The organism is Bartonella tamiae Th239 (assembly GCF_000278275.1).
Taxonomy (GTDB): Bacteria; Pseudomonadota; Alphaproteobacteria; order Rhizobiales; family Rhizobiaceae; genus Bartonella; species Bartonella tamiae.
The window spans coordinates 1,400,132-1,419,454 of sequence record NZ_JH725147.1 but is presented as its reverse complement, the minus strand read 5'-3'; the positions used below and the strand labels follow the sequence as shown (position 1 = coordinate 1,419,454).

General features: G+C 35.8%; 17 protein-coding genes, 2 tRNA genes and 1 pseudogene. 10 read left to right on the top strand and 10 right to left on the bottom strand.

The window, feature by feature from the left end:
- Positions 1 to 207: 207 nt before the first annotated feature.
- From lipB to ME5_RS06360, 3 genes are read left to right on the top strand one after another with little or no spacing between them, the layout of a single operon-like run.
- Positions 208 to 945 carry a lipoyl(octanoyl) transferase LipB gene (gene lipB, locus ME5_RS06370; RefSeq protein ID WP_008039474.1) on the top strand — a complete coding sequence of 246 codons (738 nt, stop codon included), beginning with the start codon at positions 208 to 210 and terminating at the stop codon, positions 943 to 945.
- A 9-nt stretch (positions 946 to 954) separates the two neighbouring features.
- Positions 955 to 2,490, top strand: a complete 1,536-nt coding sequence (locus tag ME5_RS06365) for a glucosyltransferase domain-containing protein (protein ID WP_008039473.1) — start codon at positions 955 to 957, stop codon at positions 2,488 to 2,490.
- Between the two features lie 9 nt (positions 2,491 to 2,499).
- Entirely contained in the window at positions 2,500 to 2,931 is a 432-nt protein-coding gene (locus ME5_RS06360; RefSeq protein WP_008039472.1) for a GtrA family protein, read from the top strand.
- Positions 2,932 to 2,944: 13 nt separating this feature from the next.
- Here ME5_RS06360 and ME5_RS06355 read toward each other — a convergent pair whose 3' ends face one another.
- Together ME5_RS06355 and ME5_RS06350 are read right to left on the bottom strand one after the other, a co-directional pair.
- Positions 2,945 to 3,835, bottom strand: a complete 891-nt coding sequence (locus ME5_RS06355) for a ChbG/HpnK family deacetylase (protein WP_008039471.1) — start codon at positions 3,833 to 3,835, stop codon at positions 2,945 to 2,947.
- Complete coding sequence (locus ME5_RS06350) at positions 3,832 to 4,791, bottom strand: glycosyltransferase family 2 protein (protein ID WP_008039470.1); 960 nt, start codon at positions 4,789 to 4,791, stop codon at positions 3,832 to 3,834. The genes ME5_RS06355 and ME5_RS06350 overlap by 4 nt, the downstream gene beginning before the upstream one ends.
- Before the next feature lie 321 nt (positions 4,792 to 5,112).
- Here ME5_RS06350 and parE point away from each other — a divergent pair.
- A pseudogene (gene parE, locus ME5_RS06345) lies at positions 5,113 to 7,035 on the top strand (DNA topoisomerase IV subunit B); the annotation flags it as partial.
- A 150-nt stretch (positions 7,036 to 7,185) separates the two neighbouring features.
- On the opposite strand, the gene recJ reads toward parE, so the two are convergent.
- The 5 genes from recJ to purM all read right to left on the bottom strand — a co-directional run bounded on the left by recJ (position 7,186) and on the right by purM (position 13,686).
- Entirely contained in the window at positions 7,186 to 8,973 is a 1,788-nt protein-coding gene (gene recJ, locus ME5_RS06340) for a single-stranded-DNA-specific exonuclease RecJ (protein WP_008039468.1), read from the bottom strand.
- Between the two features lie 82 nt (positions 8,974 to 9,055).
- The gene (locus ME5_RS06335; RefSeq protein ID WP_008039467.1) at positions 9,056 to 10,339 is read right to left on the bottom strand and encodes an O-acetylhomoserine aminocarboxypropyltransferase; all 1,284 of its coding nucleotides are present in this window, start codon (positions 10,337 to 10,339) and stop codon (positions 9,056 to 9,058) included.
- Between the two features lie 170 nt (positions 10,340 to 10,509).
- Positions 10,510 to 11,721, bottom strand: a complete 1,212-nt coding sequence (locus ME5_RS06330) for a hypothetical protein (RefSeq protein WP_008039466.1) — start codon at positions 11,719 to 11,721, stop codon at positions 10,510 to 10,512.
- Between the two features lie 271 nt (positions 11,722 to 11,992).
- Positions 11,993 to 12,616, bottom strand: a complete 624-nt coding sequence (gene purN / locus ME5_RS06325; protein ID WP_051016462.1) for a phosphoribosylglycinamide formyltransferase — start codon at positions 12,614 to 12,616, stop codon at positions 11,993 to 11,995.
- A complete protein-coding gene (gene purM / locus ME5_RS06320; RefSeq protein ID WP_008039464.1) occupies positions 12,613 to 13,686 on the bottom strand; it encodes a phosphoribosylformylglycinamidine cyclo-ligase in 1,074 nt (357 codons plus the stop codon). Before purM ends, purN begins: the two co-directional genes overlap by 4 nt.
- Before the next feature lie 165 nt (positions 13,687 to 13,851).
- Between purM and ME5_RS06315 the strand changes: the two genes are divergently transcribed.
- Both ME5_RS06315 and ME5_RS06310 read left to right on the top strand, forming a co-directional pair.
- On the top strand, positions 13,852 to 15,063 hold the full coding sequence (locus ME5_RS06315) for an AI-2E family transporter (protein ID WP_008039462.1): 1,212 nt from the start codon (positions 13,852 to 13,854) through the stop codon (positions 15,061 to 15,063).
- Entirely contained in the window at positions 15,060 to 15,764 is a 705-nt protein-coding gene (locus tag ME5_RS06310; RefSeq protein ID WP_008039460.1) for an HdaA/DnaA family protein, read from the top strand. Before ME5_RS06315 ends, ME5_RS06310 begins: the two co-directional genes overlap by 4 nt.
- 34 nt (positions 15,765 to 15,798) lie before the next feature.
- Here ME5_RS06310 and ME5_RS06305 read toward each other — a convergent pair whose 3' ends face one another.
- Positions 15,799 to 16,425, bottom strand: a complete 627-nt coding sequence (locus ME5_RS06305) for an SH3 domain-containing protein (protein ID WP_008039457.1) — start codon at positions 16,423 to 16,425, stop codon at positions 15,799 to 15,801.
- A gap of 154 nt (positions 16,426 to 16,579) precedes the next feature.
- On the opposite strand from ME5_RS06305, the gene ME5_RS06300 reads away from it, so the two are divergent.
- From ME5_RS06300 to ME5_RS06290, 3 genes are all read left to right on the top strand, one after another.
- Positions 16,580 to 16,656, top strand: a tRNA-Pro gene (locus tag ME5_RS06300).
- Positions 16,657 to 16,740: 84 nt separating this feature from the next.
- Positions 16,741 to 17,046 (top strand): ETC complex I subunit, encoded by a 306-nt coding sequence (locus tag ME5_RS06295; RefSeq protein ID WP_008039455.1) that lies wholly within the window; start codon positions 16,741 to 16,743, stop codon positions 17,044 to 17,046.
- 28 nt (positions 17,047 to 17,074) lie between these two features.
- Positions 17,075 to 17,151 (top strand) — tRNA-Arg (locus ME5_RS06290).
- Positions 17,152 to 17,170: 19 nt separating this feature from the next.
- On the opposite strand, the gene ME5_RS06285 is transcribed toward ME5_RS06290, so the two are convergent.
- Both ME5_RS06285 and ME5_RS06280 read right to left on the bottom strand, forming a co-directional pair.
- The gene (locus ME5_RS06285) at positions 17,171 to 18,475 is read right to left on the bottom strand and encodes a DNA polymerase IV (protein WP_008039453.1); all 1,305 of its coding nucleotides are present in this window, start codon (positions 18,473 to 18,475) and stop codon (positions 17,171 to 17,173) included.
- Positions 18,466 to 18,759 (bottom strand): DUF3572 domain-containing protein, encoded by a 294-nt coding sequence (locus ME5_RS06280; protein ID WP_008039451.1) that lies wholly within the window; start codon positions 18,757 to 18,759, stop codon positions 18,466 to 18,468. Before ME5_RS06280 ends, ME5_RS06285 begins: the two co-directional genes overlap by 10 nt.
- Positions 18,760 to 18,832: 73 nt before the next feature.
- Between ME5_RS06280 and ME5_RS06275 the strand changes: the two genes are divergently transcribed.
- The gene (locus ME5_RS06275) at positions 18,833 to 19,216 is read left to right on the top strand and encodes a response regulator (protein WP_008039449.1); all 384 of its coding nucleotides are present in this window, start codon (positions 18,833 to 18,835) and stop codon (positions 19,214 to 19,216) included.
- Positions 19,217 to 19,323: the final 107 nt, after the last annotated feature.

The window sequence follows — 19,323 nt, the reverse complement described above, 5'->3', positions numbered from 1 at the left end:
GACTCTAAGCGTGACGTTTTTTAAAATTCAAATGTGAACATACGATATAGCAAAATTCAATGTTATTTTAGGAATTGTATCTGGATAAGAAGTCCATTAGAATAGTTATAAGTAGATATTAAACGATAAATCAAAAATGTTTTATATAAGTGAGTTAAACTCTCTTTCAATCAACAAGTTCTTTATTTAGAAAATTTTACGAGATAAATGACAAGACAAAATGTAAAACACAATCGTGAATATTTAAATCAAGATTTTAAGACATCATTGACTGCACCACCAGTTGAATGGTTGGTAAGTGATAAGCTTATTGACTATCCAGAAGCGCTTTCTTTCATGACACAGTATGTCGAAGAAATTGCGAAAGGTAACGCTCGTGAACGTATATGGCTTTTAGAGCATCCGCCTCTTTACACAGCAGGAACAAGTGCACAGAGACAAGATTTATTGTTGCCTGACCGTTTTCCTGTTTTTGAGGCAGGGCGCGGCGGAGAGTTTACATATCACGGTCCCGGACAACGCGTTGTTTACATCATGCTCGACCTAAAAAAAAGAAAACAAGATGTGCGCGCCTTTGTCAGTGCTTTAGAAGAATGGATTATTCAAACACTTGCACAATTTAATATTAAAGGCGAACGACGTGAAGATAGAGTGGGCGTTTGGGTTGTGCGTACAGATCGACCTTCATCGAAATTAGATGTTTTTACAGAAGATAAAATTGCCGCAATTGGCATACGCCTTCGCAAATGGGTAAGTTTTCATGGAATATCAATTAATGTTGAACCAAACTTAAATCATTATAACGGCATTGTACCATGTGGCCTTGCTGATTATGGAGTAACAAGCCTAGTAGACTTAGGACTTCCAGTAACTCTTCACAATCTTGATACTGCTTTGAAAATTGCTTTTGAAAAAATATTTGGCGCCACAGAAATCATTTATTAAGAGTTAAACATGATTGAGCAAAAAACTAATTATCAAAAATTTTTAATTACAGCAACGCTCGCATGTCTTATATTTTATTTGCCACTCATTCTCCAGAATGATTATTACCGTGATGACTATTTCCGTATCATCGATCGATACCCAGGTTGGACACCATTTGGTCGACCTTTTGCTGATATTTTTGCGTATTTTATATCAGCTGACTGGCAATGGTTACCTGATTCATCCCCCTTTTTTTTAATAATATCACTTTGTCTTGTTGTTTTTTCAACATGTTACGCTTTAAAATATAGAGAAATTCCTTTCAATACTTTAACCGCTATTTTACTCATTACATTTATTTTTAATCCCTTTTTTTTATCTTCATTACTATACCGTTTTGACTGTCTTATTATGTCTGCGGGACTGGCATGCAGTCTTTTCGGTTGGGCATATTTTAAAACGTCAAAATTACGAGCCGTGTTTTTTAATTTTTTAGCAATGGGATTTTATCAAAGTTTTATCAATGTTTTTATTATATTGATCATTATTGAAACGAGCTATTATATTTACAAAGGGGATCGCTTAAGAACAATATTTACCTTCTTATTTAAAGGTATGATAATTTCATTCATAAGTATGTTACTTTATTATGTCATTATGAAATTATTCATTATAAAAGATGCTGAAACTAAAGCGACTTTAATCTTTTTCGCTAAAAATAATATTTTATCTCATTATTCCATTATGCTGGAAAATGTTTATTCAAGATATTTTGGTTTTCTCTCTACAACTGGAAAATTTATTTATGGTCTTATATTTATTATTGGGCTTATCGAAATACAATTGAGATTTTATAAAGACACGCATTTTAGTCATGCGCTTATTCGCGCTGCCCTTTTATCATTTGGTCTTATTCTTTTATTACCGTTATCATTAGGTATGCTATATGGAATCGTTGGGAACGAACGTATATCACCACGTATGATGGCAGCCGCCATTTTTTTCTCAGTCGCCTTATTATTTTTACTCATGCGTTTTTTAACACGTTTACAGCAAACAAAGGCTTTTGATGATATAAGGGAAGTAGCTTCAACAAAACTTACATGGTTTTGTGTTTCAATTGCGCTGCTTTACCCATTGGTTTTTAGTTATATTATAAATAATGCTATACGCAATCAAAATATTCACGATCGTTATGTAGTGGAACAACTCGCAAATGCACTTGAAAATTATCCTGCGGAAAAATCAAGCTATATTTTAGGAAGTTTTAATACAGCACCATTTGTGAGTGATATCTCTGAAAAAATGCATCTTATTAGCCATCTTTTGCCTCGTAATGCCGATTGGACATTATGGTTACGTCTGAAGGAATATGGATTTAATAATGTTATATGGGCTGAAAGACATATAAACGTTTATAAAACTGTTAAATATCTATGTGATGAAAACATACAACCAGAAATTTCCCGAAGATTTTTTAAAATTTACCCACTAAATAATAAACTATTTATTTGGCTTGGGAAACAGCCTTTATGTAAAAGCGAATATTTATCTCATTTGTGATGATTTTTAATGATGAGAATTTATTTTAAAAATTTAAAAATTATTTATCAACGCCATCGTGCATTATTTTGGTTTTCATGTGCTGGATCGATAGCCTTTATCATTGATTTTTTATCACTGTGGTTTCTAACTTATATTGGTTTTAATATTTGGTTCTCACGTGCTTTATCTTTTATAGTTGCTGCAACTTTTACATGGATATTTAACTCTCATATATCGTTTGCAGGACGCAATGCGCGCTTGAAAAAGTTTTCAGGATGGATAAGCTATATCGCGCTCGCCTCTATTGGTGGAAGCATAAATTATGTAAGTAGTTTGTTTGTTATAAAGCAATTTTCAGAGGAAAGACCAGAAGTTTTGTTTTTTGCGGTTGCTGTCGGCTCTTTCCTCGGGCTTTTTGCGAATTACCTAATGAATCACTACATTTTTTTTAAAAAATGAAAAAACCAAAATACTATGAATACAAAACACCATCATTTTTTTTTAGAATAGAAATAAGTTCGTCTGATAAAAGCATATCCAATTCATGATGACGCGCTTTTGTATTATGCGCAAAATGATAATGACTGTCTTTATAAAAATCAGGATTATTTTCACCAATGCCAATAGGATGTGTCATTATCTCCACAACCACATTACGACCAGCTGCCTTTTTTCTTATTTTCTCAAGCCCACGATCAATATCCTTTAATGTTAAATGACAACTGGCTGTACTTCCTAAAAAATAATCTGAAGTCTTCACATCATAAGAATGTAACCGTCTATAAAGCCCTTTCGCCCAAAAGCTTAAAACCTTACGCCTAAAATTACCTTTAAGTGTATTCGTAATGTTTGCTGAATTACGATAACTATATTCGTGAGGGATACGAATATAATCTATTGGTAATTTTTGTGCGATATTTATCATAATAGAACGCAATTCTGGTAATATATGAATATGCAAATGACCATCAAGACGAATTTTATATGATGGAAAATGTTTATATACTGTCTCTATTTGACAAAAAAATTCATTCTCTATCCATTTTTTAATATGTTTTTTTCGAAAATCTGTTCTTAATTTTGAGATAAGTTGAAACATGGTGAGACAAAAAAAGCCGTCTTGTGTAGTTAAGCCAATATCTGCACCACCATCCGTTAAAGCTTTGCCTTCTAGCAAATTGAGATGAACATGAATAAAAAGTGGTTCTGCAGCTTTTAGTTTATCAAAATTAGATTGATCAGCACCACCTATTAATATACTGGTTGAATGCAATCTTTTTGCAGATAAACCCGATATAATGCCATTTGAACACAGAGTATTTAAAGCAAAATCATCGGCGTGAAAAAGACAATGTAACGTCACTTTTCCTCCTCATCTCGACGATATTTTTTAGCTCTTTGATGAAGGATATCTTCGCTAATAAAAAAACGTGGCCTATTTTTTACTTCATAAAAAATCTGTCGAATATAAATAGTTAAAAGACATAATGAAGATAATATAGCCGTTCCTGTTGTTAACATTACCAATATGAGTGTAGAAAATCCACTCACCGATTTTCCTAAAAACTTTGAGATAAGAGCATCTCCCGCAACAAATACAGCAAAGAAAATAAAAAACGCTGTTAAAAACCAAATAAGTATTAAGGGTTTAGCAGAAAAACCCGTTAATGAATCAACCGCCAATTTTATTTTTTTCCAAAATGACCAACCACTTTTACCAGCAATGCGTTCTTCTGGTTTAAAGGCAATACTGACGTGTTTATATCCAAGCCAATGCACAACGCCGCGATAAAAAAAGAGTTTTTCGGGTAATGATTTTAAAGCCGTGACCACTTTACGATCCATTAATATAAAATCACTCGAGCCTTTAATATCATTTTCTGTAATCCAGTTAAAAAGACGATAAAAACTATTTGCAGTAATACGATCAAATAATGATTCACTTTGACGCTCTTGTTTACGTGCACAAACAATATCTGCACCATCTCTCCAGTAAGTAAGCATCGTTTTCATCAATTCCGGAGGATGTTGTAAATCGCAATCAATCGTAATAACGGCATCACCTTCACTCACAGAAAGTCCCGCTGCTATAGCGGATTCTTTTCCAAAATTTCTAGAAAGTTTGAGACTTCTGATATGACATATGGAAGATGACGCTTGTTTAATGAAATTCCAACTTTTGTCTTTGGAACCATCATCAACAAATATAATTGTTGGTTCCATAGATAGTTCTTTAAAAATTAAAGAAATACGTTCTAAAAAAAGCAAAACTGTATTAGCTTCATTAAAAACTGGACATATAATATCAATTTTGTTCATAGGAATTCCCGAAATATTCTTTACAAAACTTTTTACATAAATTTTTGAGAAAGAAAAGCTATCGTGAACGGATCACGAACATTGCTGCTATTATTGAATCCTTATATAAGGGTGATGTGATTCTTTTTCTTTTTTCAATAAACTATTAAGCAGTTAAAAATTTTCATGAGCAATAAAAGCAACGATCTATTTGGTGTTATAGATGAAACAACATCTATCAATGATAATGATGGAAAAAAAACTTTTCAAAAATCTATAAAACAAAACGAAATGTTATCAATTTCTAAAAAGTCTGAAAATACTGCTTTTGATGAAAGCGGTTATGATGCAACATCTATCAGGGTCTTAGAAGGTTTGGAACCTGTTCGTTTAAGACCAGGTATGTATATTGGCGGAACAGATACAAAAGCCTTACATCACCTTTTTGCTGAAGTTATTGATAATGCCATGGATGAAGCCGTTGCAGGTTATGCCAATTTCATTGATGTATCACTTGATCGTGAGGGTTTTTTAACCGTTACAGATAATGGTCGTGGTATTCCTGTAGAAAATCATCCACAAATGCCCACAAAATCCACGCTTGAAGTTATTATGACAGAACTTCATTCTGGTGGTAAGTTTGATGGAAAAGCTTATGAAACTTCGGGCGGACTTCATGGGGTTGGAATTTCTGTTGTCAATGCTTTATCAGATCAAATGGAAGTAGAAGTCGCACGAAAGCGTCGTCTTTATCGCCAAAAATACTCTCGAGGAATTCCTCAAACAGCTTTAGAAGATTTAGGAGAAGTGCAAAACAGACGTGGAACACGTGTGCGTTTTCATCCAGATCCAGAAATTTTTGGGTCAAAAGCGTCTTTTGATCCAGAAAAAATTTATAAAATGGCACGATCTAAAGCTTATCTTTTTGGAGGTGTTGAAATTCGCTGGAGCTGTGATCCAAGTTATTTAGAAAATAACAAAAACACTCCAGAAAAAGCCATGTTTCATTTTCCTGGTGGTTTAAAAGACTATCTTTCCTCATCTTTAGGCAATGATTACAGAGTAACCAACGATATTTTTGCAGGTAAAACAGATCAACGAGGCGGTCATGGTTCTTTAGAATGGTCGGTTGCTTGGTTTGGTGGGGATGGCTTTGTAGACTCTTATTGTAACACAATTCCTACAGGGGAAGGCGGAACGCATGAAGCTGGATTAAGACATGCGCTGCTTCGTGGCTTAAAAGCATATGGCGAGTTGATAGGAAACAAACGTGCGTCTCTCATCACAAGTGATGATGTTATGATATCCGCTGCAGCCATGTTGTCAGTTTTCATTCGAGAACCTGAATTTGTCGGTCAAACCAAAGATCGTTTAGCCACGCTTGAAGCCCAACGTATTGTCGAAAACGCCATTCGCGATCCTTTTGATCATTGGTTAGCCAATTCGCCTCAAGAAGCAAATAAACTGCTTGATTGGGTTGTTGAGCGCGCTGAAGAACGGCTCAAACGTCGCCAAGAAAAAGAAGTCAATCGAAAGTCTGCAATTCGAAAATTACGACTACCGGGAAAACTTGCAGATTGTACACAAAATGCGGCAGCTGGTGCAGAAATATTTATCGTCGAAGGGGATTCGGCTGGTGGCTCTGCCAAACAAGCACGCAATCGGGCAACACAGGCCATTTTGCCATTACGTGGAAAGATATTAAATGTCGCAAGTTCTGGACGTGATAAACTTGTTGCCAACCAAACAATTGCCGATCTTATTCAAGCATTAGGTTGTGGAACACGCAGTAAATACAAACAAGAGGATTTGCGCTATGAACGCATTATCATCATGACAGATGCTGATGTTGATGGCGCGCATATTGCTTCACTTCTCATCACATTTTTTTATCAGGAAATGCCGGAACTCATTCGTGAAGGACATTTATATCTTGCTGTTCCACCATTATATCGCATTGCGCAAGGTGGGCATGTCGCTTATGCGAGAAATGATGCTCATAAGGATGAACTTTTAAAGACAGAATTTACAGGTCGTGGTAAAATTGAAATTGGGCGTTTCAAAGGATTGGGCGAAATGCGCGCAGATCAATTAAAAGAAACCACAATGGATCCTAAAAAACGCACAATTTTGCGTGTAGATATTGATAGTCTTGAAGATAAGAAAACTAAAGATACTGTTGATGATTTAATGGGGACAAAACCCGAAGCACGTTTTCGGTTTATTCAAGAAAATGCGGCTTTTGCAAATGAATTAGATATTTAACCCAATATCAGATTTTTGAATATTTTTGAAGATTATACAATTGCATCAATTTTATGCTTAATCATTTTGAATGCGCATTTTGTTTTTTCATTATCACTTTGCCATTCATCAACTTAAAAGCCTGTAATATTCTATAATGTACACTCTTTTTTAATAAGGGCTTGCTACATCCACGATTCGGATTTGAGGAAACACAGATCCTCTCCAATAATTTAAAGTTAAAGTGCCTGCACAGTGGAGGGTTTGATTGATATTATTTTGTAAAAAATCGCCAAGTGGTGTTTGAAGTGCACGAAAGGCGATTCCGTTTATTTTTTTTCCTTCTACATTAGAAAAAATCATTTTTAAATGCCCATTCCCAACGACTTGTAAAGAAATCAATTTATGAGATGGAAGAGCAAATATTGGTGTAGTATTTCCTGACCCAAATGGTCCTGCTTGTTGAATTGTTTCAACAAATTCTTTTGTAACACCGGAAGCTGAAATAATACCATCAATCTCAAGACACTTTTTCATTTGTAATGCGCCAACACGATCTGAAATTTTTTTTTCTAACCATGAACGAAAATCGGAAATTTTTTCTTCCTTAATTGTTATGCCAGCAGCCATTGCATGACCACCACCTTTTACTAAAAGTTTGGCTTGTACGGCTTCTCTTACCAATTGTCCAAGATCAACTCCTTCTATAGAACGACCTGATCCGACCGCTGTTCCATCAGGTTTTGATGCAATAACAAAAACAGGACAATGATAACGTTCTTTTAAACGTGCGGCCATAATTCCTATAATTCCAGGATGCCAATCTTTATGGTTCACAATGATCAGTCTTGTATTTTGATTTTCTAATGTCATTGCAGCGACATCGGACTCAGCTTGTACAAGTTGGTCTGCTTCCATATTTTGTCGCTCTTGATTAAGCCTATTGAGTGTTTCGGCCAGAGAATAAGCAATTTCTTTAGAAGACGATGTCAATAATTTTGCACCAAGCGCTGGATCCCCTATTCTTCCACCAGCATTAATCCTTGGACCGAAAAGAAACCCTAGATGGAAGTTATTTAACGGTTCTGCCAAATGTGAAACCTGTGCAAGTGCTGCAAAACCATAATTGTTCAATTTACGTGCAACTTGAAGGCCTTTTGTTACAAAAGCACGATTAACGCCTTGCAACGGCACTACATCACAAATTGTTGCTAAAGCAACCATATCTAAATATTCTAATATATCAGGCAAAACTTTAAATTGTTTTGTTTCTCGTAAAAGTTTATTAATCCAAGCTATCGTGATAAAAACCACACCAGCAGCACAAAGATGTCCATGTGCTGATACATCATCTGGACGATTAGGATTAACAAGAGCAACAGCCTCATTGTGAATATCATCCATTTGATGATGATCTAAAATGACCACATCACCACCTGCTTCCCGTGCGGCTTTTATAGCTTCTAGACTATTTGCACCGCAATCTACCGTGATGATGAGTTGAGCCCCCTCCTCTATTAACATTTTCATGGCACTTGGATTGGGTCCATAACCTTCAACAATACGATCTGGAATATAAATTCGACTCTCTAATCCAAAAAAAGAAAAAAAGCGGCTCAAAATTGCAGCTGAACATGCACCATCAACATCATAATCACCAAATATTGCAATTGTTTCTCTTTTTTTAATGGCGTCAGATATTCTTAATGCTGCTTTATCCATGTCTTTAAAGTTCAATGGATTTGGCATGAGATTTTTAATTGTAGGTTCCAAATATTGTAAAACATTGTTTTCATCAATATTACGAGCTGTCAAAATGCGTGCAAGGACAAGAGGAATATTATATTTTTGAGCCATTGAAAGCGCTTGGTTAGCACCAATAGTATCTAATTTATCAAACCATGCTTGTCCTAAAGCCGATTGACATACATCTAAAAAATATTTCTTTTTATTGTTCATTATCATCTGAATATATTTATGAGATCCATTTAACCTTTACACCAAATAATGATCTTAATTAAGGTCAATGCATTTAATAAAATTATAATGAATCCAAAGCTTGTTTTATATCTTGAAGGATATCTGCCTCATTTTCAATACCAATGGATAAGCGCACCACTTCAGGTCCTACTCCAGCAGCTATTTTTTGATCATCCGTCAATTGACGATGTGTGGTTGAAGCTGGATGAATGACCAATGAGCGAGTATCGCCTATATTTGCTAAAAGAGAAAAAAGCTGAAGACTTTGGACAAATTTTACGCCTTGTGTATAGCCACCTTTTAAACCAAAGGTAAAAACGGCACCAGCTCCCTTTGGAGCATATTTTTGTTGTAAAGAATGATAGGGATTACTTGTTAATCCTGCATAATTGACCCATGAAATTTTTTCATGTTTTTCTAAAAATTTTGCAACTGCCAATGCATTTTCACACTGTTTTTGCATTCTCAAAGGCAATGTTTCTGCACCTGTTAAAAGTAAAAAAGCATTAAAAGGTGAAATTGTTGGGCCGAAATCACGCATTCCCAAGACGCGTGCAGCCGTTGCAAAAGCAATATTTCCCATTTCTTGATAAAGAACAACACCCGCATAATCTGGAAGTGGTTGTGTTATTTTTTTATAGTGAGCCGTTTGTGCCCAATCAAAAGTACCTCCATCAATGAGCAAACCACCCATAGAGTTTCCATGGCCACCAATAAATTTTGTTAAAGAATGAAGGACAATATCAGCACCATATTCAATCGGTCGAAGTAAATAAGGGGTTGCAAGTGTATTATCCACAATTAAAGGTAATTTATGATCATGGGCTATTATTGAAATTTTCTCAATATCAACAAGTATGCCACCAGGATTGGCAAAACTTTCAATAAAGATCCCTCGCGTACGCTCATCTATAAGATTTTCAAAAGATTGTGGATCATCAACATTAGCCCATCTTACTTGCCAATTAAAAGAAGAAAAAGCATGACCAAATTGATTAATAGATCCACCATAAAGTTGTCGCGCAGAAATAAAATTATCGCCACTTTCCATTAATGTATGAAATGTTAAAAATTGCGCTGCATGACCTGAAGCTGTGGCAAGAGCGGCTGTACCACCTTCGAGTGCTGCTATTTTTTCTTCTAAAACAGCCTGTGTTGGATTTGTGATTCTTGTATAAATATTACCAGGCTCTTGAAGTGCAAAACGGTTGGCCGCTTGATCAACATCATCAAATACATAAGCAGTTGTTTGATAAATTGGTGTAACGCGTGCACCTGTGGTCGGATCAACAGATGTTCCAGCATGAACAGCCAATGTTTCAATTTTCTGTTTTAAAGCTGACATATCGATCTCCTCTTTTTTAGAAATTAAGATTATCATAGACTTAAAAAAAGAAGCTAAGACATTAAAATATCTTTCTATAGATATGTCATAGTGTAGATTGTCTTTCTTATCACAAAAATTATGCTTATTTGGCTTTAAAATAACCTGTTAAATAACTAAAATCACTGTTATCAGTTTTGAACCAGATTATTAGAATAGAAAACTCTATTTAGTAGCTGAGCACCATCTTTTTTCATATTAATTTGCATTTTATCTTCAGTTGCTTTGATTAATTGTGCCACTGTATTATTACGTCGTGCGACAGGATTGCGTTCATAACCAAGACGCAAAAAGAAATTCGATGTTGGTACTTGATTGCGAAAATTTTCAGGCATTGTGACCATATCATAACCGTTGCCATCACCTGTTAAATTAAGCATTTCTAGTTCCGCACCACTTAATTGACGCGTTACTCCTTTTCTTTTCAAAAACATCAACGATGTTTGAAGTTTATGAATTTGTAACAAGGGACCAACATCTTTGTCCATTGTCATAGCATGCATGCCTAATCCAGCTTCTGTCTTAGCAAGTTTTGCTTGTTCTGACCATTTATGCGGTACGGTTTTTGCCTGCTTTATCATTGTATCAACGACCGCAGCTTTCGATAAGAGTCTTTTTTTATTTGCACCATTTTTTTGAGCAGCACGTGCTTTTAACTCTTTGGCAATATCATTTCCATATTCCCACATAAGACTGACACTTGCTGTAGCGACAAGTTGGTTATAACCAATTGCCGTCGACAGTGGTCTAGCATTGGCACGGCCTTTAATCATACCTGACTGCAGATCGTGTGTGCCATCGCCACCTGTTTCAAAGGCATAAATTGAAACAAGCTGGTTTCGTGTCAAACCAACTCTTTGTGCTGCTTCTGCATAAGCGCGCATAAATTCAGCTTCATCTGTTGGCCGCTCAGGTGTAAAACCGTATATTTTCTTTGAAGCTGCCATAAAGTCTTGTGTTCCTGGTATACTGGTTTTTGGTCGCGTTACTGGTTTATTTGTCAATGGTTTTGCTGGCCCATCATATTGGGGCGGTTGCGATAAAACATAATCTGAAAGTGCAATAGCCTGACCTGCAGCGCGTTTTTTATTTCTTAAACGTCTTTTTGCTGCTACGTCATCCCAATATGCTGAAGCTTTTTTATCATAAGCATTATAAGCCTTCTGCCAAGCATTATACTGCGTGTTTTTTGTCTGTGCTAATGTCGCATTTGGCTGAATACTGCCCGTTGTTTCATAAGAAGGCGATGTTTTATCCGTTTGAAGAGAAGGCATCGAATCAGAAATACAACCACCAACAATGACACTGCTTCCGACAAGAAAAATAGTTTTAAATTTATGCACAATCACAACACCTTAATGATTAAATGATGTGAAGACTAACGTCATTTTCTTTAAAATTCGTGAATTTATATTGATTTTAAAAATAGTACGTAAATCAATGAGATTTGACCTCAAACGAAATAAATGATGACTATTTCAAATAAATTTAACATAAATTATCAATTCAAATGACTATTTGTTTATTATGAAGATTATAAATTAGAGAAAAGGATATGTTAAAAATAAGCATGTTTTATGAAGCCATTAAAAGAGCTATCGAGGTTTATTTCACCTATGATAAGGACATAATTATATTATGCTCCATAGCATAGGGTTGTTCTGTTTGTTTTTCTTCAATAAAAGCTTTTAAAGCTGCTGGATAAAGAATATGCTCAGCATGAAGAACACGTTGAGCTAAACTTTGTGGTGTATCATCTTTCAAAACGGGTACTGCCGCTTGCGCTAAAATACGCCCTTCATCCATTCCTTCTGTCACTAAATGTACCGTACAACCGCTTAATTTTACCCCGGCATCTAGTGCCTTTTGATGGGTATCAAGTCCTTTAAATAATGGCAAAAGAGATGGATGAATATTTAATATTCGTCCGTCAAACGGCATTATAATGCGCTTAGAAATCAAACGCATAAAACCAGCTAGACAGAGGATGTCGGGTTCATATTGACTTAACATCTCTAAAATAGAGACTTCAAAACTCTCTTTATTCGAAAATTTTTCTCTTTCAATAATATGAAGAGGAACATTTAAGTTTATAGCTTTTTCATTACCCTTTGCGTTTGAATTATCACTGATAACAGCGACAATTTCTGCTGGGAAACCATCTGCGCGAGACTCTTTTATAAGGGATTCCATGTTGGAGCCGCTTCCAGAAATAAAAATGACGACTCTTTTTTTCATAGTTTCAATTGCCCCTTATATAAAACAGGATCACTTTTCTTCTCTGTAACACACCCCAAAACTACGACATTTTCACCTTGTTGTTTTAAAGCAGATAACGTGGTTTCTTTATCTTGTGCATCAATAATGGCCACCATACCGACCCCGCAATTGAATGTTCTAAGCATTTCTTTTTCACAAATATTCCCTTGTTTTGCGAGCCATGAAAAAATAGGCAATAATTCGATCGCCTCAAGATTGATCTCTACACTTAAATCTTCAGGCACTACCCTTGGAATATTTTCTGTAAAACCTCCACCTGTGATATGCGCTAATGCTTTAATCGTACCTAAATTTTTTATGACGGAAAGAAGAGAGCGCACATATATACGAGTAGGCGTCAGCAATACTTGACCCAATGTTTTTTGATCATCAAAAGGCGCTGGATCGCGCCATGTTAATCCACTTAATTTCACTATATGGCGAACCAAAGAAAATCCATTTGAATGAACGCCTGATGACGAAAGCCCAAGAACAATATCGCCTTCTTTTAATGTAGATTTGGGAAGGAGATGTCCGCGTTCTGCAGCGCCGACGGCAAAACCTGCAAGGTCGTAATCATCTTTTGCATACATGCCTGGCATTTCCGCTGTTTCACCACCAATGAGTGCTGCACCGGCCTGTCGGCACCCTTCAGCAATGCCTGAAACAACACAAGCGCCTTGTTCTGCATCCAGTTTTGCTGTTGCAAAATAATCTAGAAAGAAAAGAGGCTCAGCGCCTTGCACGATAAGATCATTGACACACATCGCAACCAAATCAATGCCAACACTATCGTGTATGCCTGCTTCAATAGCTATTTTAAGTTTTGTTCCGACACCATCATTTGCTGCAACAAGGATTGGATCTTTAAAACCTGCACTTTTTAAATCAAAAAGCCCACCAAATCCGCCAATTTCACCATCTGCACCGTTACGTCTTGTTGAACGAACATAAGGCTTTATTTTTTCGACCATAAGGTTGCCAGCATCGATATTGACACCAGCATCGGCATAGGTAAGATGATTTTCGACGTCTTTATTGTCACTCATGAAACTTGTCCTTGGGTAATTCGATAAATAGTCACAACGCAATGCCATGATAGAGGCAAGCTCGCAAGTTTTATCAACTCTGTTTTAACGATATAAACGATTGTTTTCTTGACCAAAAGCCATGAAGTTGCATATTTGTATTGAAAATGAAATGCGTGGATACAAATGAATAAAATGAATACTGTAAATAACGCTCAAGAGCAATCACACAATAAAAGTAGAAAAACAATGAAACAGTCTTCTAAAAAAGGGACTAAACGTGTTCCTGCTTATGCAAGTGTACCATTTCAAGGAAGTGTGAAAAAACAAGCGTTTTTTTGGCTTTTAACATTAACTTTTTTTATCATATTTATGTTTGTGTTCAGTTCGGTTTTACTTCCCTTTGTGGTTGGAATCGCTCTCGCTTATTTTCTCAATCCTATTGTTGAACTCTTTGAAAAATTTGGCATATCTCGTGTTTGGGGAACGATATTAATCACAATCTTTATTATACTGGTTATTGTTGTCACACTCACAACTTTAATTCCAATCATTAGCTCTCAATTACAACAATTTATTCGTGAAGGTTTGCCAATTTATGTAAACCGTATTCAGAATTTTTTTGCTGAGCATAGTTTTGAGTGGATAAAAAAATACCTTGGCAGTGACTCATCTGAAATTCAATCAAACATACAAGCAATGTTAGGACAAAGCTCCGAATTACTAAAATCGGTGTTAAATTCTGTCCTTAATTCTGGAAAATCTCTTGTTAATTTAATAAGCTTATTTGTAGTTGCCCCTGTCGTTGCTTTTTATATGCTACTGGATTGGGAACGTATGGTTGATACAATTGATTCATGGATTCCTCGTGATCATTTGGGAACTGTGCGAGGTATTTTCCATGAGATGGATCGAGCTGTTGCAGGGTTTATTCGTGGACAAGGGACAGTATGTTTGATTTTAGGTGCTTATTATGCTGTAGGCTTAACCCTATCAGGCTTAAATTTTGGACTTTTAATTGGTCTATTTGTTGGTTTGATTAGTTTTATACCCTATGTTGGTACAATGACAGGACTTGTATTATCTGTTGGTGTTGCATGGGTTCAATTTTATCCTGATAATTGGATTTCTCTTATCATCGTCATAGCAATATTTTTGGTTGGTCAATTCATTGAAGGGTATATTTTACAACCAAAACTTGTTGGCTCCTCCGTCGGTCTTCATCCTGTTTGGTTGATGTTTGCATTGTTTGCATTTGCTTCCTTATTCGGATTTACAGGAATGCTGATTGCGGTTCCAGCGGCAGCTGCGATTGGTGTTCTGGTTCGATTCGCACTTCATACTTATTTAGCTTCACCACTTTATTTACAAAATAAAAAGTCAGGTTCCGATGCATGAATGCATTTTTAGAACAATTGCCTTTTGAATTCTCAAATTCTACAGAATTTTCTGAAGCAAATTTGATTGTAACAAAAAGTAATATAGCAGCTTATGAACTTATAAAAAATTGGCCTCAGTGGCCAAGTCCTATTGCTGTACTCATTGGCCCTGCTGGCTCTGGAAAAAGTTATTTTGCGCATGTTTGGGCGAATTTGGCACATGCACATATAATGACCAATGAAACGATTACTGATGCTATTTCATCTTTTGATAGTGCACGTCCTCTTCTTATAGAGGATATTGATTGTCAAACGATCGATGAAGTTGGTTTGTTTCATTTATTCAATTTGCTTAAGCAAGCAAATTCATCACCAACAAATGCGACATTAATGTTGACAGCCACAACTGGACCTTCATCATGGACCATTCAACTTCAGGATCTGATAAGTCGTTTAAAATCCGTAACATTAGCGAAGATTAATTACCCAGATGATGAATTGTTGCAAAAGGTCGCATTTAAATTATTTGCAGATCGCCAAATAGCTATTGATTCTGCTGTTATCGAATATCTTATTCGTCGTTGTGAACGTTCTCTTTTTTCATTAAAAAAGTCTATTCGCTCTATTGATCAGATCGCTCTTCAGAGAAAAAGCAAAGTAACTAAATCAATTATTTCTGAAGTTCTTAATGAAACAACTCATTATCCATCATTAAAATAAGTCGACTTCATTTAATATTCTATTGAATTTAATCTTAACGTTTCAAAATAGAACCCGTTGAGAGAAAATCATATGATTGCGGTCTTGAATGAACAAACTTCGTTAAATTCTCTTTTTGGGCCCATCCTATAATATCAGTTGAGGGAACCACGACACGGTGCCAACCATTTTGTTGCTCATAAGAGCGCATTTCTTGCCCCTTTTTTAAAATAGCAATAAATTTTGAGTCTTTATTTGGAGAAGCAAAAATTTTGATATTTTCTTTTGCAAAAATTTTATTGGCAGCATTATTTACACCAAACTGACCCTTTGGAGGTAAATGCGTATCAGATATATAAGGAATTGATTCAGATTTGTCTTTCTGATGATCCATAGTGACAACAGCTTTTTTTGAAGTGCCTGAAACGCTATAGAGTGAATCGGGTAAAATGATTAATCGTTTATTTGTCGATTTATAAGAGGGTTTTGTATTGGGTATAGCAATAGTACCAAATTGCGCTTTAGCGAATAACGTATCTGTCCCTTTGCTCGTCGGAGAATGATCATACCAACCAATAAAACCAAGAATCACTATAAATAAAAATGCATTATATCCAATGAAAGTTACGAACTTATTTTGCTTTTTATGCCGTTTTCTTTGATTTTGACGTTTCGTTGCCATGATATATCCTTCCTATTACATGCAAAATTTAACGTAAAAGTATTTGAAATAAGTTATCAAAGAAAAGAATTTGGTTCATGTTGAATAAAATTTAGATTTAGCCCTTGCACTTCTGTAAGGAAAAATTTAAGGAAGTGCGTCAAAGATATAATGTCGGAGCGTAGCGCAGTCTGGTAGCGCACCTGATTTGGGATCAGGGGGTCGTAGGTTCGAATCCTATCGCTCCGACCATGTCTTGATTTGATGCTAAGATGATGCGACAACATACATATCAGTATAATTGTTGATCAAAGCATGATCTGAAGGGAAAAAATCATGGTTGCACGTATTTTCAGTCCAGCTAAAACTGCTATGCAATCTGGAAAAGCAAAAACAGGTTATTGGATTTTGCAATTCGAACCTAGTGAAGCGAAGATGATTGAACCGCTTATGGGCTACACTTCATCGGCAGATACGAAAAGTCAAATAAGAATTGAATTTAAAACACAGCAGGAAGCTGTTAGTTTTGCCACTAGAAATGGGATTCCTTTTAAAATTGAAGAACCTCATGAGGCAACACGCAAAAGAGTTTCTTATTCAGATAATTTTCGTAGCGACCGTCAACAGCCTTGGACACATTAATTTTTGCTTTCGTCAATAACAATAGTATGGTCCCGTAGCTCAGCTGGATAGAGCAACGGCCTTCTAAGCCGTAGGTCACAGGTTCGAATCCTGTCGGGATCGCCACTTTTTTAATGTTAGAAAACTAAATATTTTTATTCTTATTGTTAAAAGTATAGCCAGTTTCAATGAATGTGTTGCCAAATTTATGACGTATAATATCCATAGCAGATTCGGCTGCTGCACGTTTTTTTACGTCATTATCATCAATTAAAGATTCTAACATCTCAACATGAGAAAAGTCCTTCAACTGATGTACACCTATACCAATCAAACGAAACGCACTTCCATTTAATTCTTTTTCCAAAAGCTCTAAACCTATTTTAAAGATTTGGTCTGCAAGTTGAGTGGGTTCTTTTAATTGTCGATTGCGAGTGCGACTTTGAAAGTTTTGTGTTTTCAATTTAAGCACAATAGTGTGCCCAATAAGGTGATTTTGTTTTAATCGAAACGAGACTTTTTCAGCTAGTTTTCTTAAAATCGGAACCAAATCTTCACGTTTATTAAAATCTTGTTGGAATGTGGTTTCTGCAGAAACACTTTTGGAATCATGTTTAGGAATCACTTTTCGTTCATCAATACCTCGCGAGAGTGAATAAAGACGTTGCCCAAGTTGTCCATAATGCAATAAAAGTGTCGATAATTCTATTTGCTGCAATTGACCGACCGTTACAATGCCATCATTCGCAAGATTTTGAGCTGTTTTTTTTCCAATTCCCCAAATTGTTGTGACAGGACGTTGCGCAAGAAACGACTTGGCTTCTTTTCTACCAATAACTGAAAATCCTTTTGGTTTATCTAAATCTGAAGCCACTTTTGCTAAAAGTTTACAATAAGAAAGTCCCACTGAAACAGTGATTCCTATTTTTTTTTCAATACGCTGTACCAAATTCGCCAACACATAGGCACTTGGTGCTTTATGCAATTTTTCTGTACCAGTTAAATCGAGAAAAGCTTCATCAATAGAAATAGGTTCAACAAGTGGCGTTAGCTCTAACATAAGATTTTGTATTTCATGGCTAACCCGTCGGTACTTATCCATATTTGGTGGAATGACAACGGCATTTGGACAAAGCTGCAATGCCTTAAACATAGGCATAGCTGAACGAACACCTTTTATTCGTGCTATATAGCAAGCCGTTGAAACCACACCTCGTGTCCCCCCACCAATAATAAGAGGCTGATGACGAAGACTGGGATCGTCGCGTTTTTCTATAGAAGCATAAAACGCATCACAATCAATATGTGCAAGTGATAAGTTATAAAGCTCTTCATGCCTCAACAATCGTGGCGATCCGCAGCGATAACACCGTTTGTCATGAGACTTTTGTTGTGTCAGACAATCACGACAAAAACCATGTTCAGATTGATTAAAGGTGCTTAATTCCATTCGATTTTTTCACCACCAGGTAAAAATAAAAGTGCTTTTTCAATAAGATTTGGTGAAAAAGACTTTTTTTTTGCAAACTCTAATAATGTCGGCTCATGTGCTGCGATAAATTGTAATACCCCAGCATGAAAACCAACGGTTGATGCAGCTTTACGAATATCATTTGCAGCAATACCTGTTATATTTAAAAATCTTTGCAAAAGTTCAGAATCATTCGCAATGAACAAAAGAGCAAGTGTTGCAAGTTCTTGTGCATCTTCTTTATTTAAAATGTCTTTTTTCATCTTATTTTAGTCAACTGGTAACGAAGTTTAGTTTACTCTTTAAACAATGATACGAAAAGAGCGGAGTTTCTTTATGTCAAAAAAAGTCATGATTGTCGAAGATAATGAGCTTAATATGAAGCTTTTTCGTGACCTTGTTGAAGCAAGTGGTTATGAAACCGTTGAAACACGCAGTGGGCTAGAAGCTCTCGATTTGGCACGTAAATCATCACCTAGCCTCATATTGATGGATATACAATTGCCTGAAGTTTCTGGTATTGATATTATCAAACAATTAAAAGCCGATAGTGAATTGCGTCATATACCCGTTGTTGCTGTTACAGCTTTTGCCATGAAGGGAGATGAAGAACGCATACGTGCAAGCGGTTGCGAAGATTATATGTCAAAACCAATTTCAGTTCCAATCTTCATTGAAATGATCAAACGCTTCTTAGATGAACATATAGGATCATGTTGAAAAAATATTTTTTTAAAAAAATAAAACAAATATAATGATTTTATTAGGGCAATGGAACGGTATTCAAAAAAAAGAAATTTTAATAATATTATAAACCCCGCATTTGC

Excerpts from the sequence above, each read along its gene's own strand:
- lipB (WP_008039474.1), top strand. The coding sequence starts at position 208 with ATGACAAGACAAAATGTAAAACACAATCGTGAATATTTAAATCAAGAT.
- ME5_RS06365 (WP_008039473.1), top strand. The coding sequence starts at position 955 with ATGATTGAGCAAAAAACTAATTATCAAAAATTTTTAATTACAGCAACG.
- ME5_RS06360 (WP_008039472.1), top strand. The coding sequence starts at position 2,500 with ATGATGAGAATTTATTTTAAAAATTTAAAAATTATTTATCAACGCCAT.
- ME5_RS06350 (WP_008039470.1), bottom strand. The coding sequence starts at position 4,791 with ATGAACAAAATTGATATTATATGTCCAGTTTTTAATGAAGCTAATACA.
- recJ (WP_008039468.1), bottom strand. The coding sequence starts at position 8,973 with ATGAACAATAAAAAGAAATATTTTTTAGATGTATGTCAATCGGCTTTA.
- ME5_RS06335 (WP_008039467.1), bottom strand. The coding sequence starts at position 10,339 with ATGTCAGCTTTAAAACAGAAAATTGAAACATTGGCTGTTCATGCTGGA.
- purN (WP_051016462.1), bottom strand. The coding sequence starts at position 12,616 with ATGAAAAAAAGAGTCGTCATTTTTATTTCTGGAAGCGGCTCCAACATG.
- purM (WP_008039464.1), bottom strand. The coding sequence starts at position 13,686 with ATGAGTGACAATAAAGACGTCGAAAATCATCTTACCTATGCCGATGCT.
- ME5_RS06315 (WP_008039462.1), top strand. The coding sequence starts at position 13,852 with ATGAATAAAATGAATACTGTAAATAACGCTCAAGAGCAATCACACAAT.
- ME5_RS06310 (WP_008039460.1), top strand. The coding sequence starts at position 15,060 with ATGAATGCATTTTTAGAACAATTGCCTTTTGAATTCTCAAATTCTACA.
- ME5_RS06305 (WP_008039457.1), bottom strand. The coding sequence starts at position 16,425 with ATGGCAACGAAACGTCAAAATCAAAGAAAACGGCATAAAAAGCAAAAT.
- ME5_RS06295 (WP_008039455.1), top strand. The coding sequence starts at position 16,741 with ATGGTTGCACGTATTTTCAGTCCAGCTAAAACTGCTATGCAATCTGGA.
- ME5_RS06285 (WP_008039453.1), bottom strand. The coding sequence starts at position 18,475 with ATGGAATTAAGCACCTTTAATCAATCTGAACATGGTTTTTGTCGTGAT.
- ME5_RS06280 (WP_008039451.1), bottom strand. The coding sequence starts at position 18,759 with ATGAAAAAAGACATTTTAAATAAAGAAGATGCACAAGAACTTGCAACA.
- ME5_RS06275 (WP_008039449.1), top strand. The coding sequence starts at position 18,833 with ATGTCAAAAAAAGTCATGATTGTCGAAGATAATGAGCTTAATATGAAG.